The following is a 15,167-nucleotide window of genomic DNA, read 5'->3' as shown; positions in this document are numbered from 1 at the left end:
AAGGTAACAACTTAAAGGAGGAATTCATTCATGAAAAAACAGTGGAGTACGATTAAAGAAGGTATCATTCAAAGGAAAAAGGTAATCATGACAGTGTCCATAGCTTCCGTATTGCTTTTCGGCGGTGCTGCTGGAACGGCGGTATATGCAGTCAATAAGGGGAACCTATCCGAGGATGAGGCTGTCAAAATGATTTCAGAAAAACTAGGCGGGGAAGTTACTCAATTTGAAAAGGATTGGGACCAGCCGATGACCTATGAGATGACCGTTAAAACAAAAGAAGGCTATCAAGACGTTGACGTTGATGCTGAAAAGGGAGAGATTCTTTCTCAGGAAATGGAAGACGATGACGATATGAGCACACAACAAGCCGTGGAAACTGCAAAAGTCAGCAGTGATCAAGCTGAAAAGATTGCCTTGAAAGCGGTGGATGGTCAAGTGACGGATATGGAGCTTGATTCAGAGAATGGCACCCTTGTGTACGAGCTGGAAATAAAACAAGGACAAAAGGAATATGATGTTGTGGTGGATGCAACCACGGGTAAAGTATTGAAAAACCAGTTGGATGATTAATCATATGTTATGTCGATAGTAATCTATGATATATGAATGATCTTGAATTGAAGTGTATGAAAGGATTTGCCGTGTGGCAGATCCTTTTTTTAATTGCCTAGACAGAGAGAAGTGAAGCTTCCTCATCTTTAACAATCATATTAGTTCCTGCCTGCAGCAGTGTTTGGAGGTGTGATGCTTAGACATATAAGGAGGAATTAAAAAGAAGTAACGCGAATAGAGGCAATAAGGAATTTTATTCAATGGAGGATTGATTATGGGGAATTTGGAAGAGGCACTGTACTTAAGGGAAAAGAAAGAAAACGAAAAATCCAATCGATTATTGATGGATCTGGCAAAGCAAAATCCCAGCGATGCAGTCATACAATATCAGTGTGCCTGGAGTTTGGATATTCTCGGACTTGAGACAAAGGCGGTGCCCTATTACGAAGCGGCACTCAAATTAGGTTTGCCAAAGGAGGATGCAAAAGGGGCCTACCTAGGATTGGGGAGCACATATCGCACCATAGGGGAATATGAAAAATCAAGACAGACATTGGAATCCGGGCTGGCGAAGTTTCCTGAGGAAAAGGCTTTATTGGTATTCAGGGCCATGGCATTTTATAATTTGGGCCAGCATGATCTTGCAATGGAATCTCTTTTGAAGATAATTGCCGAAACCTCGAGTGATCAAGAAATACAATCTTATGCTAAGGCCATAAAATTTTATAGTGATAAGCTGGATAAAGTTTTCACATAATAGTGATCATCCCCAAATTATCCACAAAACCTGTATAAAACAAGTCATCCTTACATAGCTGAAACGAATTAATCAACAATATGACGGAGAATTTCTTGCATTTGGCTCTTTTACGGATAAATGAATGTGGATAACCTTGGATTGTGGATAACTTTCCGTTGTTATTCACTACTTTTCCACAGGTAATCCACATATTCACCTTTAATATGATAAAAAACACTGGCGATTAAGTCTTCAGGAATTTTTTATTGTAATGACTTAAGGCTAAAAGGGGATATATATAGCGATAGCTATGATAATGGATATACAAAAAATCTGCCATTCCTTGGCCTGCAGGATAATCATTGGTCCAGCTTTCTTGTTGACCTGCACGGATGAGATAGGCAATGCCTTTTTCGATCTCGGCTGTCGGCTTTTCTGATGCCGATATCAAAGCATCCACAGCCCATGCTGTATGTGTCAGTGTGCTTGTTCCGAGGGGGATGTATCGCTGCTTGATATCACTGTAACAAGATTCACCCCAGCCGCCATCTTCATTTTGAATTTTCTTCAACCAAGTTAAGGCTTTTTGGATGGATGGATGTCCAGTGGCTTGCCCTGCTGCCTTCATGCCGGTAAGTGCAGACCATGTGCCATATAGATAGCAGATGCCCCAGCGCCCATACCAGGAGCCATCACGCTTCTGGTCTTCCAATAGCCAATCCATCGCTCTTTTACTGACTTCCTCCGGCTTCTTCATATTTGTATAGTTCCCCAGGAATTCCAACGTTCTTCCTGTCAGATCAGCGGTAGAAGGGTCAGTCAGGAGATATTTCGAACCCTCTATAGGAAGAAGCTGCAGCCATTTATGGTCGTTATTCCGTTCGAAGGCTGGAAATCCACCATCATCATTTTGCATGGATATCGTGAAGGAGACACCGCGCTGCCAGCTGTCCCGATTATCCGGTTTTACTTGCAGTTGCTTAGCCAGCGCCCGCAGTGAGGCGGTCGTATCATCGACATCCGGATTCATGGTATTTAAATCCGAGAAACCCCAGCCGCCTGGAATGGCGTTAGGATTATGGATCAGCCAATCTCCATACATATAATGCTGGCGTGACAGTAAGTACTGATTGGCGGCCTTGACTGCTTTGTCTTTGGGAGGTATTCCTGCTTCTTGAAGGGCGTAGCTTATTAAGGAGGTATTCCAAACATGGGGCGTCGTGAACTGGATATGTGTGTGTCCCTCAATGGAGCAGGCCATCCCCTTCAGACCGGCCATGGCCTTTAGAATCACTGGGTCTCTTTTCGAATATCCAATTGAAAGGAGGGCAAAAATCATGAAAAAGGTAGAACCGAAATAATTGTACAGTGTCCCGTCTGGTTCCAGTCTGTCGAGCATGAACCTTTTCGTAGTATCCAAGGCTAAGGAATGCAAATAATCCGGATAACCAATCAAGGTTTTGACGCCTGTTTGAAGTTTAGAGAAAAAGGAACGATATTCTTCGGTACGATAATCTTCCCACATACGCTCTTCGGATCGGTCCTCCCTTGTTTGAAATAAATCTTTTAGACTTGGCGTGTCAGGGGTCTTGATTTGAAACCTTTTATGGCCAAGCAATAGCAATGGAATCATGTTGACCCGCCCATATACGGAAAGATCATAAATGCTGACGAAAAAGGTCGGAGGCAGTAAGACCACTTCGAGAGGAATGGGGAATAGGCGCGGCCATTGATATTGTCCGGTGACGGTAAGCATCATTTTCGTTAACATTTTGGCCTGTTTGATGCCGCCCTTGGAAAGAATGAATTGTTTGGCTTTCTTCATATGGGGATGATTCTTATTGCGGAGTCCGCTAAAAAGAAGGCCATAGTAAGCCTCGATCGTAACCGTAACATTGCCGTCCTTCTCGTCTTGGAAAAGTTTCCATGAACCGTTTTCCGTTTGCTTGCTTTCGATTCTTTTTACTAAAGCCTCTATAAGAGGAGTATCTTCCATATCTAGAATTTTCAATAATATGATCATATAGGCATCTGCTGTTATCCCGGTGTCAAAGGGATAATTCCACGAACCATCAGCGGATTGGTCTTGTTTCAAGCGATTAACAAGGCGATTGATTTCCAATTGTACATGTTGGTTCAATGACTTTCCTCCTTAAAAACACGTTTTCCGTTTATATGTATATTCAAAACTTGTCGTTGCATTCAAGAAATCATGTCAGGCGCATAGTTCCAACTGAAAGGAGGGGGGAATCTAAAAACGCTTTGGCAATGAAAGCTGCCAAAGCGTCATTTAGATACTATGCATCATTTAACTGGTAAGGAAGAACGCTGCATATAGCGGTAAATCGGCAGTTCTTTTCCTTTGGCAGCGGGGATGAAATTGAATGTCACATAGCTGTCTATGCCTTCAGGTTCGAGGGCAAGGGAGATGAAGTTGGCATCAGGCTGGGCCATGTCGAAAACATAGCTTCCTTTTGGGAAATCCCGAGTTTTTGAAGTGACGGTGGTCGTGACTGCCCTTGTGGAATGTCCGCTTTCCAGTTCAGCGGAAACTTTTAAATCATTGACTCTATAGCTTTCAACAGCTACCTTCATGGGTTTTTTTAATTTTTTCACTTCTACTCCCAATAGCTGAAGTTTATTGGCGATATATTTATATTCGGGTGGAAGGATATAGGCTGTCGGACGATCTCTGACAAGGGTAGGGTAGGCATCGGTTGAATCCAGCCAATCGATGGAGGCATCGATCATTTTCGCTTTCGCTAAATCGACTACAGTCAATTTTTGATCCTTAATCAATTTATTTTCGCTGGTGATGACAATTTCATCGTTATCATTTGCTTTTCGCCCTTTTTGCACGACTTCAGTTTCTGCCTGTTTAACGGCCTTTTTAACTTTACTGGCCTGTTCGGCTGTCGTTTTGATGAATGCTGCCTGTGCAGTGGCTTGTGCAAAAACACGTCGTTTAAAATCGGTACGGCCGATATTGATTCCCCTTGTTTCTATTAAATAGGTCATTGTATTTTTTAAACCGAGGGCGTTTCGGCCAATCCGGGCTTCGGTGCTTCCTTCTGTGGCGGTAAGGACTCCATCATCAGAAGTGGCCAGTGTATAGTAATCGTGATAGGAAAGCTTTTCTTTTTCCAATGTTTTAAAAACATTAGGTAAAAGCAATTGATCCGAAGCTTTTCGAAGCTGTTCGGGAATATTTAAATTCTTGGCTGAGGAGATGAGTAAATCATAAGAAGCGATCGATCCATTTGCTCCTACTTTTTTCAGGGGGGCGGGATTCACTGTATATTCATGTATATCCAGAATGACTTCTGGTTCATAATCATCGATTGATTGATGAATCGTCTGCACTTCAGGATATTCCACTTTTAAGTAGTCCCTATTGGCATCCATGTCATTTGCGGTAAATCGTTTAAAATAATAAGAGCCATCGGGATTGACCCGTGGAACGATGGCAACATTCACTTTATCGAGGACATCACCAAGCTTGCCTTCAGCTAGCCATTGTGCAAGGACTAATGTTGATTCACCCGATGCGGGTTCATTGCCATGAATCTGACCTTGAATCCAAATCAATGGTTTATGGGAATTCTTAATCGGTCTTTTTGAATCCTTGCTGAAAAGAAGCATCGGGATGTCGCGTCCTTCTGTGGATTTACCTATCGTCTTGACCTGGATGCTTTTGTTTTTATGGGAGAGGGACTTGATGGAATCCAACATTTCTTCCTGGCTCGTAAAGGCGACCTTGTTTTGTTTAAAGGCAGGGGTCTTGAAAGAAACATTAGGGTCAGGGAAAAGGGTGGAGAGGTTATCTGGTTGAATGTAGCTTGGACCATTTCCATAATAAGGGGTGAATTCTTCCGCCTCGGCTATAGGGCCAGGCAATCCAGTGACAAGACCTAGTGTTACGACTGAAACGATGGTAGGAATGATTTTTTTCATGGACGTCCTCCTGTCTATCTTTTTCCATAAATTATCATATTTCAAGCTATTTATACAGTGAAAACGTATGAAATAGTGAAAAACAGGAAGTAACGACTAGATTAATAATTCAATGTTAAATTCGCAATTCCTTTTAATAGAAGTTCATCACCTGTATTCTGTATAATTACAGGTGGAAAGTCAAAATGATACGGAACAAGCAATTTTGGCCCGTATCATTTCAATTCATCATGTAACTTATTTAAAAGATCCTGTGAATCCTTGCCACTCATTATCTGGCCGTTCACTTTCGCATAGGGGGTTTTCTGACAAAGTTTACACTCACTCAAACATTCATATTCCTTATATTGAATCCTTGGATTCGCTAAGAACTTACCATAATCGGCAACTGTTTGTTCATTAAGGAAGCGGTCAAGATTATTTTGGCAAAATTCAATCTGGATTTTCGCCTTTTTTGAGAACACTTTAGATAACAAGTTTTTCATCATATCGCTTCTTTCATTGGAGGAGTAAATATTTGTTATTTTGATTTTATCACTTCCTGTAACGAAATGCATGATTGGTTCATCCGAATTCATTACAATATGACTATCCGGAGTTTATCAAAGTAATTCCCTTGTATATATTGACACATGTCTAAGAAATGATAGAATAAGAATGACTGATAATGATAATGAATCTCATTATCACGAATGGAAGAACCTTGTAACTATTGCAACTTCATGATTTCCATTTCAAGAGGTGACTTTGCGATAGTCTTTATTCAAATATATTTAATTAAAAATATTATCGCTGTATTAACTGAGATAGGAAGAGTAGGAAATGTAGATGAAGATAAGATATTTAGTCATGGCGTTAATTGTTTTATCATTTACGTCATTATTCATTGGTGTAAAAGACATTACCCCCTTGGATTTATTGAATCTAAGTGATGATAAAGTGCAAATCATGCTGCAAAGCCGTTTCCCCAGAATGGTGACCATAGTCATTGCCGGTATTGTGATGAGTATAAGCGGTCTGATCATGCAACAATTGAGCCGCAATAAATTTGTATCCCCGACGACTGCCGGTACCATGGACTCTGCAAGGCTGGGACTTCTTCTTGCCATTATCATTTTTCCATCGGCAGCACTTATTGAGAAAATGGCATTTGCTTTCATATTCGCTTTGGCAGGTACATTCTTGTTCATGAAAATTCTTGATCAAGTGAAATATAAGGATACGATTTTCATTCCATTGGTTGGTTTGATGTTTGGTAATATCGTAGGATCCATCTCGACTTTCTTTGCCTATAAATATGATTTGATTCAAAGCCTCAACACATGGATGAATGGTGATTTCTCGATGATCATGTCGGGAAGGTACGAACTTATATATGTAAGTATCCCTCTAGTCATTCTCGCATACTTCTTTGCCAATAAATTCACTGTGGCAGGGATGGGTGAGGAGTTTGCTATCAATCTAGGACTCAATTATAAGTTTATAGTCAATTTTGGATTGATCATCGTGGCATTATCCTCCACTGTCGTTTTGTTAACGGTGGGAACGATTCCTTTCATAGGGTTGATCGTACCAAATATTGTATCCCTTTACCTTGGTGACAATTTGAAAAAGAGTCTTTCTCATACAGCATTGCTAGGGGCAGTATTCCTATTGATCTGCGATATTCTGGGCAGGATCCTCATATATCCATTTGAAATCCCGATCGGACTCGTGGTTGGTGTGATAGGAAGCGCCGTATTTATCTATCTGATACTGAGGAGAAAGGTATATGAATAATAAAAGTAGGATCATTATATTGGCTGTTCTTGCAGCTGCTTTAACGGCAGGTTATATCTTTTGGGACCTTGGCCCGAATTGGGATTATGCACTGCCGAGAAGGGTCATAAAAATCGTCGCCATCATCGTGGTTGGATGTGCAATAGCTTTTTCAACAGTGATTTTCCAGACGGTCACGAATAATAAAATCCTGACGCCAAGCATTTTAGGGTTGGACTCCATGTATATGCTGATTCAAACGGGAGTGATTTTCATCTTCGGTTCAACGCATATCATGATCATGAATAAAAATCTCAATTTCCTGATTACACTTGCGGCCATGCTTATTTTTGCAAGCCTGCTGTTCAAGTTCATGTTCAAGAAAAACCGCAATATTTACTTCCTATTGCTGATCGGTATCATCTTCGGAACCTTATTCGGCAGCATGTCTTCATTCATGCAGGTATTGATCGACCCGAATGAATTCCAAATCATTCAAAATAAAATGTTCGCCAGCTTCAATAATGTCAACACGGACCTGTTAACGTTAGCTATTATCCTCATGATTGCGGCAATGGTATATTTCATGAGATTTTTGAAGTATTTAGATGTCATGTCCCTAGGGAGGGACCAAGCCATAAACTTGGGTGTGGATTATGATTTTGTCACGAAGCGGGTTTTAATCGTCGTTACGGTTTTAATTTCCATTTCGACTGCCTTGATCGGTCCGATCACGTTCCTCGGATTGCTTGTTGCAAACGTGGCTTATCAATTCATTAGGTCCTATCAGCATAAACATATCCTCCCGGGTGCAATGCTGATCAGCGTGATTGCCTTGGTCGGCGGCCAATTCATTGTAGAGAGGATCTTTACGTTTTCCACGACCTTAAGTGTCATCATCAACTTTGTCGGCGGTGTCTATTTCATCTATCTTCTATTAAAGGAGAATAAATCATGGTAGAAGTGAAAAATTTATTCAAAAAATATAATAATAAAACGGTTGTCGAGGATGTTTCCATTGAAATAATGAAAGGGAAAATCACATCCTTCATCGGTCCCAATGGAGCGGGGAAAAGTACCGTCCTTTCGATGATCAGCCGTCTCATTACCCGGGATTCAGGAGAAGTCCTGATCGAGGGTAAGGATATGGGGAAATTCAATAGCAATGAACTTGCGAAAAAGATTGCCATCTTAAAGCAGGCTAACCACATCAATATCCGTTTAACGATTCGTGAACTCGTCGCCTTTGGCCGTTTTCCTTATTCACAAGGAAAGCTGACGAAAGAGGATTGGAAATACGTCGATGAAGCGATTGAATATATGGAACTTGCTGACATGCAGGATAAGTTTCTTGACCAGCTTAGCGGCGGCCAGCAACAGCGGGCCTTCATTGCCATGGTCATTGCTCAGAACACGGAGTATGTGCTTCTTGATGAACCCCTGAACAATCTTGATATGAAGCATTCCGTCCAAATCATGAAGGTGTTGAGGAGATTGGCCGATGAATTGGGGAAAACGGTCATTATCGTCATTCATGACATTAATTTTGCATCCTGTTATTCCGACTATATCGTCGCATTGAAGGATGGCAAGGTTGTTCATAATGGCCCTACCGAACAAGTAATCAATTCCAATGTATTAAAGGAAATTTATGATATGGATATTGAAATCCAAAGTATCAATGACAATAAGATCTGTGTGTACTTCACGTAAGATAATTCCAGTTGGTTTTAAATTACTTCAGTATTCGTAGCCATCCAGAAATCTCCTCGTACGCTTTTTAGGCAGTTAAGAGTTGGCGGGCGCCCAAGACTTTAGCCGCCTCCTGTTCATCTGGCAGGGAAAGTGTTGAAGGTGAACTCTGTGATGGTGAGGATTCAATATGTAATTTTAAATAAAAATTTTTTAGAGGTGACCATAATGATTAAGAAATTATCTTTACTGCTTTTGGTTGCAATGCTGGCTGTAGTGGCTGTAGCTTGTGGATCAGATAAGGAAAAAGAAGAATCAAGCGCGAAAAAAGAAAGTGCTAAAAGCGAAGAAATTACGGTTAAGCACCAACTAGGCGAAACGAAAGTGAAAACAAACCCTGAAAAAGTCGTTGTATTCGATATGGGTACTCTTGATACTCTTGATAAATTGGGTGTGGAAGTAGCAGCTGTTCCTCATGATGGCCTTCCGGAATACCTTTCTAAATATGAAGGTACAACTGAAAATGCCGGCGGGTTAAAAGAGCCTGACTTCGAAAAAATCAACGAAATTGCTCCAGACTTAATCCTTATTTCTGGCCGTCAATCTGACGCATATGAAGAATTAAGCAAAATTGCCCCTACTGTTTTTGTAGGTGTAGATACAACAAAGTATATGGAATCCTTTGAAGAAAACGTAACACTTTTAGGTAAAATTTTCGATAAAAAAGACGAAGCAGCTAAAGAATTGGCAAGTGTTGAAGAAAACATTAATGCTTTGAAAGAAAAAGCTCCAACTGACAAAACTGGTTTAATCGTTCTTGCTAGCGGTGGAAAAGTAAGTGCCTACGGACCTGATTCAAGATTTGGAATCATCCATGATGTATTCGGAGTACCTGCAGTAGATGATAAATTGGAAGTATCGACACATGGTCAAAGTATTTCTTTCGAATACATTGCTGAAAAAAATCCTGACTACCTATTCGTTGTAGATAGAGATGCGGTAGCCGGTGATGGAGCTGCAGCAAAAGATACTGTTGAAAATGACATTGTGAAAAATACAAAAGCATTTAAAGAAGGTAACATCATTTATCTAGACCCTAACTACTGGTACTTATCAGGCGGCGGTTTAGAATCTGTTGACGCTATGGTTAAAGAAGTTTCAGAAGGTATTAAGTAATATAAATATGATTAATGAAAATCCTGTCCTCGATCGAGGGCAGGATTTTTTTATTTTTTATAATAAAGCTGGATGAAACCAATATACTAACAAAGGGGACAAAAGAATTCACATATAAAGGTGACAAAACACAGGTAAGCTTATAAGGTCCCTCACGACAAAATTAAGGGGAAATGGGATAAGGACAAGGCATATTCACACCAGTTGCTTTTTAGCTCATATGGGCTGCAATCGAAGGAATGTAACCTTTCAGCCGATATGAAAAATTTCAGTTTCTTCCTATTATAATGTCAAATCCATGGATACTTGGAGCTTTCCGGTTCCCAGAGGAGTTTTTCAAATTGTAATTTAAGTTAATTTTGGTAAATCGAATCTTTTATGGATGATGAAAATTGTCCTGAAAGTAAAAATATAAAAATAATATGATCATCATTTTCAGGGAAAATTATTTAAAAATAGCTAATAAATAAGCCTTAGGGGAATGATGTCGATATTACACGAAATCAATTTGTTAGTTTATGGGATTTTGGAGCGGCTGGATGCAATTATGAAGGAGTCAAACTTTTCTCAGGCTTGGATTTTGAATGGGGTACAAAAGTGCGGAGGAGAGATGCATCCATGTAACCGACACCTCATTTTCGACTGTCGAATTATCGGGAAAGGAATACTGGGAATTTAAGGTAGCCTTCAATAATTGAAGATTTATATCTTTACATATTTTGTAATGTGCTGGTTTTTTTATAAAGAGTCGTTTATAATGGAAAAGGCTCAAGGACGTAAAACTAAACAGTGACTGTCATCCGCAGTCACCCCATAAAGTTACGGTAATATTTATTGGATTAAGACATGGAGTTCCTATATATTTGTTATAGGTTCGCTGAACATTCGAGACGGGCGAAACTCTGTTATTTTTTCAAATGCTTGTTCATAAGCTAAAGAAGTGTTCTGGATATAAGAGTTATGGATGTGACAAAAGGTGGTTTTCACAATCTTGACTATCCAAGTAAAAGAATGCTATTATAAGGTTTCCGATTTTCCGTCTTTTGTAAGTTTGTAAAAATTTATATAAATAAACCACTAGATTAATAGAGGTGAAAGCATGAATAATTTTCTTAAAAAAAGCCGGCATTTATTTGCAGATAACATACTAGGCTTTTTCTTTATTGCGGTAGTCTTGTTTTGGATAAAAACTTATATTGGATATCGAATTGAATTTAACCTAGGTCTTGAAAATGGCCTGCAACAGTTCTTACTGTTCATAAATCCGATTAGTTCAGCCATTTTATTCTTTGGCTTGGCACTATTGGCTAGAGGCAAAAAATCGTTTAAATGGATCATCAGGTTGAACCTTTTGATGTCCCTATGGTTATTCTTCAATATTGTATACTACCGGTCATTTACCGATTTCATTACATTGCCAACCCTGACGCAAGTGCAAAATGCCGGGGATTTGGGACCGAGTATTTTAGAATTATTTAAAGGCCATGATGTATTTTACTTCCTTGATACGGTTCTTTTGATCGTGTTGTACAGATTCAAAGACTTTAAAGTGGAAGACTTCAAACTCAAACGCCGTACAGTTGGAATGGTTTACTTAGCGGGACTTGCAATTTTCGCCATCAATTTGGGACTTGCTGAAAAGGATCGCCCGCAATTATTATCAAGAACATTCGACCGGAACTATATCGTCAAATATTTGGGCATGTTCAACTATACGGTTTATGATGCCGTTCAGAATACTAAAACATACGCTCAGCGTGCGACTGCAAACAGCACGGATATCGCCGAAGTCGTCAACTATACGAAGGCAACAAGCGCTGAACCGAACCCTGAGTACTTTGGTGCAGCCAAAGGCAAGAATGTCATCTACCTGCATTTGGAATCAATGCAGAATTTCCTTATCGATTATAAGTTGAATGGGGAAGAAGTAACTCCATTTTTGAACTCACTTGCAGCAGATAAGTCAGATTTCATGCACTTTGATAATTTCTTCCATCAAGTAGGCCAAGGTAAAACGGCGGATGCCGAATTCATGCTTGAAAATTCCCTGTTCGGTTTACCACAGGGGGCAGCATTCACAAACCGTTCCCAAAATACGTATCAAGCAGCACCAGCTATTTTAGGACAACAAGGATACACATCTGCTGTGTTCCATGGTAATTACAAATCTTTCTGGAACCGGGATAATATGTATAAGTCTCTTGGTTTTAATCAATTCTTCGATGCAAACCATTATAATATGGAAAATAAAGAGGAAGTACTAAGTTATGGATTAATGGATAAGCCTTTCTTTAAGGAATCGATTCCAATGTTAGAAACGCTTAAACAGCCTTTCTATACAAAATTCATAACGGTGTCTCATCATTTCCCATATGCAATGGACCAGGAAAAAGCAACAATCGGTAAGCATACAACAGGCGATGCTTCCGTTGATAGTTACTTCCAAACTGCACGCTATGCCGATGAGGCGCTTAAAGAGTTTTTCGATTATCTGAAGGAATCCGGTCTATATGATAATTCGGTAATCGTTATGTATGGTGATCACTATGGTATTTCCGAAAACCATAAAGAAGCCATGTCAAAAGTGCTTGGCAAGGATGTTGACGCATTTGAGAATGCCCAATTGCAACGTGTACCATTATTGATTCATGTTCCAGGTGTTGAAGGCGGGGAAATGCACCAATACGGAGGACAGATTGACCTTCTCCCGACTTTATTGCATCTGTTAGGAATTGAATCTAAAGACTATGTACAATTCGGTTCCGATTTATTGTCAAAAGATCATAATGAAGTGGTACCTTTCAGGAATGGTGATTTTGTAACACCGGAAGTCACTTCCATTAAAGGGAAATACTACGATACTAAAACAGGAGAATTGGTCGAGGAAAATGATGACATCCTCAATTATAAAACGAGAGCTGAAACGATGCTGAATTTATCCGACCAAGTAGTGAACGGCGACTTACTCCGTTTCTATACTCCAAACGGCTTTAAACCGATTGATCCTGCTGATTATGATTACACTTATGATGAAGAAGGTTCTAAGGAAGATAAGACCGATAAATAAGGCTAATGAAAGAACAGGCAGGAAGCCATCGCTTCCTGCCTGTTTTTTATATGCGTCATCCTTTATTGGTCATCATGGCAATATACTTTCTAATTTCATCAGGCTTCCCTGCATATTTTTCAGCACGCTGTTCGTCTTTCATGATTTTATCCTTTGCTTTGACCAGGATTTCTTCACCCATGGCTTGTGGCACGACCACGACTCCATCTATGTCCCCTATGATGATGTCCCCTGGAAATACGGTGACACCTCCACAGGAAATGGGGACATTGGTTTCGCCTACACCTGCCTTGCCGCTAGAGGCAACCGTTGTCCCTTTGCTGAAAACAGGGAAATTCAATTCTTTAATGGCTTCAAGGTCGCGAATGACTCCATCGACTACGATGCCGCCAATTTCCATGGTCTGCATCATGCCGACGACAAAGTCTCCTGCTATAGCCCGGTATGTATCACCCTTGCTGTCAACGACAATTATATCCCCAGGCTTGGCTTCGCCGATTGCTTTTAAAACGGCTGAATTATCACCGACGGGCATCTGTACGGTCAAAGCTCGTCCGGCCATACGAAACTCTTCCTTTAAGGGTTTAATCGCCGATTCCAGGTTGCTCAGCCCTTCCATTGCATCAGAAATCGCCGTGGTGGGCAAATTCCTGAATTGTTGAATAAGAGTATCCATGACTATGATTCCTCCTTAATAGTTAATGAATATAGCCTAATTATACACAAATTTTGTAATTTTCTAATAGTTTTCCGTTTGATAAAATGGTAAATGTAGTGTAATCAATTCTGAAGGGGGAGGGAAGTTCAGCTGTCACAAGGGGGTTCAAGTCAAATTCCGTTTTAATCAATCGATTGATTAAACTTTATTGATCATCGCTATGAAGAGATTGAAATCCCTGCATAGGAACAGTCCTGGCAAAATTAATGGTAGGGTCTCCATGGCAGTTTGATCTGTGCAGGAACATTCTTCTGAAGCAAGGGTGGAATGCTGTTGCATATCCTCGGTGTTTTCCTGATCTGGATGGGGGCGTCAGCGAAGAAATCCATAACACAGCCAGTGTGCGGGAGGATACTTACAATCTTCAAAGCAGGAGCAGAATCAAGACGGATGTTGCCAATGTAAGCCAAAGGGGGCTGAAAACTTCTGGATGAATGATTAAAAAAATGATTCCTGCAATAGTGGCAGCCTGCTGTATGGTCATATGTCTAATGAAGTGGATTCCAGCTTTAAAACAGGCTTTAAGCAGAGGCATTTGATTCATTTTCATTCCTCCTTTTACTTTCAATAATATGACCAGGCATAAAAGAAAATACATGGGGATTCGTTTTCTGCTCAATTATTACGGGTATAGTAAAGGTAAAATAAAAGGAGGAATCTAGGTGATCATTGTATATATTAGTCTTGCCCTCTTTATCGGATCGATTATTTATTTAGCGTTTTTTGCTTTTAAAACATTTAAGGATACCAAACCGACAATTGAAAATGTGACTGAAACCGTTACACGCATCCAGGCCAAAACGGACCAGATTAAATCGGAAACGGACCAACTCGCCATGACACAGCAAGAAATCACTGAAGATGTTGAATATAAAAAAGAGGCTGTACAATATACGGTTGAGGCGGCTAAAAAAATACCTGAACCCTTTAAGAATATTTGGTTTTCAATAAAAGGTGACAAGTGGAAGCTTAGAAACAGAAGCGATGCATAAGTGTTTGACCGATCTGAAATGTACATGATATAGTATGGAAATACTATGTTTCTAGGGTTCCTCGGTTGAATGTTACCGGAATGGTCCAAGAGAAACGCGCAGGAATCTGCGTACACGGAGGGAAAAAAGCCCGGGAGGTTATGATTTATGACCTCTCGGGCTTTTTCTGTAATTGGAGGGGAAAAAGATGGCTTGGATTCAATTGGTGATTGCAGGATTATTTGAAGTGGTATGGGCGACAAGTTTAAAGTATACCGAGGGTTTTACGAAATTATTACCTTCTATCATAACGATTGCTGGCATGGTTATTAGTTTTTACTTTTTGTCATCGGCGATAAAAACGCTGCCTATGGGAACAGCGTATGCAATTTGGACCGGAATAGGGGCCCTTGGAGCTGTTCTGGTAGGCATCATCGTATTTAACGAGCCTAAGGATGCGATGCGTTTGGTATTCGTCGGTTTTATTTTGGTTGGAATTATCGGCTTGAAGATCACTTCTTCTGAATAATCTGCCCA

General features: G+C 40.2%; 14 protein-coding genes and 1 riboswitch. Of the genes, 9 read left to right on the top strand and 5 right to left on the bottom strand.

The features are described 5' to 3' along the window. Nucleotides 1–30: 30 nt before the first annotated feature. Both OSJ91_RS25905 and OSJ91_RS25900 read left to right on the top strand, forming a co-directional pair. Nucleotides 31–573 (top strand): PepSY domain-containing protein, encoded by a 543-nt coding sequence (locus OSJ91_RS25905; protein WP_350300511.1) that lies wholly within the window; start codon nt 31–33, stop codon nt 571–573. 256 nt (nt 574–829) lie between these two features. Beyond that, entirely contained in the window at nt 830–1,312 is a 483-nt protein-coding gene (locus OSJ91_RS25900) for a tetratricopeptide repeat protein (RefSeq protein WP_350300510.1), read from the top strand. A 226-nt stretch (nt 1,313–1,538) separates the two neighbouring features. Here the strand turns inward: OSJ91_RS25900 and shc are convergent, their stop codons facing one another. The 3 genes from shc to OSJ91_RS25885 form a co-directional block, all read right to left on the bottom strand. Next, nucleotides 1,539–3,434: a squalene--hopene cyclase gene (gene shc / locus OSJ91_RS25895; RefSeq protein WP_485890695.1), complete on the bottom strand. Its 1,896-nt coding sequence runs from the start codon at nt 3,432–3,434 to the stop codon at nt 1,539–1,541. A gap of 164 nt (nt 3,435–3,598) precedes the next feature. Continuing rightward, nucleotides 3,599–5,248: a M14 family metallopeptidase gene (locus OSJ91_RS25890; protein ID WP_485890694.1), complete on the bottom strand. Its 1,650-nt coding sequence runs from the start codon at nt 5,246–5,248 to the stop codon at nt 3,599–3,601. Between the two features lie 215 nt (nt 5,249–5,463). Continuing rightward, nucleotides 5,464–5,826: a DUF1450 domain-containing protein gene (locus tag OSJ91_RS25885; RefSeq protein WP_350300507.1), complete on the bottom strand. Its 363-nt coding sequence runs from the start codon at nt 5,824–5,826 to the stop codon at nt 5,464–5,466. A gap of 250 nt (nt 5,827–6,076) precedes the next feature. Here OSJ91_RS25885 and OSJ91_RS25880 point away from each other — a divergent pair, with 250 nt between their 5' ends. From OSJ91_RS25880 to ltaS, 5 genes are all read left to right on the top strand, one after another. Continuing rightward, nucleotides 6,077–7,027: an ABC transporter permease gene (locus tag OSJ91_RS25880; protein WP_485890693.1), complete on the top strand. Its 951-nt coding sequence runs from the start codon at nt 6,077–6,079 to the stop codon at nt 7,025–7,027. Beyond that, nucleotides 7,020–7,967: an iron chelate uptake ABC transporter family permease subunit gene (locus OSJ91_RS25875; RefSeq protein WP_485890692.1), complete on the top strand. Its 948-nt coding sequence runs from the start codon at nt 7,020–7,022 to the stop codon at nt 7,965–7,967. The genes OSJ91_RS25880 and OSJ91_RS25875 overlap by 8 nt, the downstream gene beginning before the upstream one ends. Next, complete coding sequence (locus tag OSJ91_RS25870) at nt 7,961–8,719, top strand: iron ABC transporter ATP-binding protein (RefSeq protein WP_034310071.1); 759 nt, start codon at nt 7,961–7,963, stop codon at nt 8,717–8,719. Before OSJ91_RS25875 ends, OSJ91_RS25870 begins: the two co-directional genes overlap by 7 nt. A gap of 210 nt (nt 8,720–8,929) precedes the next feature. Beyond that, on the top strand, nt 8,930–9,874 hold the full coding sequence (locus OSJ91_RS25865; protein WP_434547803.1) for a siderophore ABC transporter substrate-binding protein: 945 nt from the start codon (nt 8,930–8,932) through the stop codon (nt 9,872–9,874). Nucleotides 9,875–10,973: 1,099 nt separating this feature from the next. Continuing rightward, complete coding sequence (gene ltaS, locus OSJ91_RS25860; RefSeq protein ID WP_350300505.1) at nt 10,974–12,941, top strand: lipoteichoic acid synthase; 1,968 nt, start codon at nt 10,974–10,976, stop codon at nt 12,939–12,941. 55 nt (nt 12,942–12,996) lie between these two features. Here the strand turns inward: ltaS and OSJ91_RS25855 are convergent, their stop codons facing one another. Together OSJ91_RS25855 and OSJ91_RS25850 are read right to left on the bottom strand one after the other, a co-directional pair. Further along, nucleotides 12,997–13,617: an RraA family protein gene (locus OSJ91_RS25855; RefSeq protein WP_350300504.1), complete on the bottom strand. Its 621-nt coding sequence runs from the start codon at nt 13,615–13,617 to the stop codon at nt 12,997–12,999. Between the two features lie 406 nt (nt 13,618–14,023). After that, nucleotides 14,024–14,203, bottom strand: a complete 180-nt coding sequence (locus tag OSJ91_RS25850; protein ID WP_034310080.1) for a hypothetical protein — start codon at nt 14,201–14,203, stop codon at nt 14,024–14,026. A gap of 118 nt (nt 14,204–14,321) precedes the next feature. On the opposite strand from OSJ91_RS25850, the gene OSJ91_RS25845 reads away from it, so the two are divergent. Beyond that, a complete protein-coding gene (locus OSJ91_RS25845) occupies nt 14,322–14,651 on the top strand; it encodes a DUF948 domain-containing protein (RefSeq protein WP_485890691.1) in 330 nt (109 codons plus the stop codon). A 40-nt stretch (nt 14,652–14,691) separates the two neighbouring features. Then, nucleotides 14,692–14,790, top strand: a riboswitch (guanidine-I (ykkC/yxkD leader). 48 nt (nt 14,791–14,838) lie between these two features. Continuing rightward, nucleotides 14,839–15,159, top strand: a complete 321-nt coding sequence (gene sugE / locus OSJ91_RS25840; protein WP_350300502.1) for a quaternary ammonium compound efflux SMR transporter SugE — start codon at nt 14,839–14,841, stop codon at nt 15,157–15,159. The last annotated feature ends 8 nt before the right edge of the window (nt 15,160–15,167 follow it).

The sequence above is a fragment of the Bacillus sp. T-10(2022) genome (genome assembly GCF_056502895.1).
Note: the sequence above shows the minus strand (reverse complement) of the source record. Positions and strands in the feature narration are given on the sequence as shown.

What these genes read in the sequence shown, in the direction of transcription:
- OSJ91_RS25905 (WP_350300511.1), top strand. Translation starts at nt 31, where the DNA reads ATGAAAAAACAGTGGAGTACGATTAAAGAAGGTATCATTCAAAGGAAA.
- OSJ91_RS25900 (WP_350300510.1), top strand. Translation starts at nt 830, where the DNA reads ATGGGGAATTTGGAAGAGGCACTGTACTTAAGGGAAAAGAAAGAAAAC.
- OSJ91_RS25890 (WP_485890694.1), bottom strand. Translation starts at nt 5,248, where the DNA reads ATGAAAAAAATCATTCCTACCATCGTTTCAGTCGTAACACTAGGTCTT.
- OSJ91_RS25885 (WP_350300507.1), bottom strand. Translation starts at nt 5,826, where the DNA reads ATGAATTCGGATGAACCAATCATGCATTTCGTTACAGGAAGTGATAAA.
- OSJ91_RS25880 (WP_485890693.1), top strand. Translation starts at nt 6,077, where the DNA reads ATGAAGATAAGATATTTAGTCATGGCGTTAATTGTTTTATCATTTACG.
- OSJ91_RS25875 (WP_485890692.1), top strand. Translation starts at nt 7,020, where the DNA reads ATGAATAATAAAAGTAGGATCATTATATTGGCTGTTCTTGCAGCTGCT.
- OSJ91_RS25870 (WP_034310071.1), top strand. Translation starts at nt 7,961, where the DNA reads ATGGTAGAAGTGAAAAATTTATTCAAAAAATATAATAATAAAACGGTT.
- ltaS (WP_350300505.1), top strand. Translation starts at nt 10,974, where the DNA reads ATGAATAATTTTCTTAAAAAAAGCCGGCATTTATTTGCAGATAACATA.
- OSJ91_RS25855 (WP_350300504.1), bottom strand. Translation starts at nt 13,617, where the DNA reads ATGGATACTCTTATTCAACAATTCAGGAATTTGCCCACCACGGCGATT.
- OSJ91_RS25850 (WP_034310080.1), bottom strand. Translation starts at nt 14,203, where the DNA reads ATGAATCAAATGCCTCTGCTTAAAGCCTGTTTTAAAGCTGGAATCCAC.
- sugE (WP_350300502.1), top strand. Translation starts at nt 14,839, where the DNA reads ATGGCTTGGATTCAATTGGTGATTGCAGGATTATTTGAAGTGGTATGG.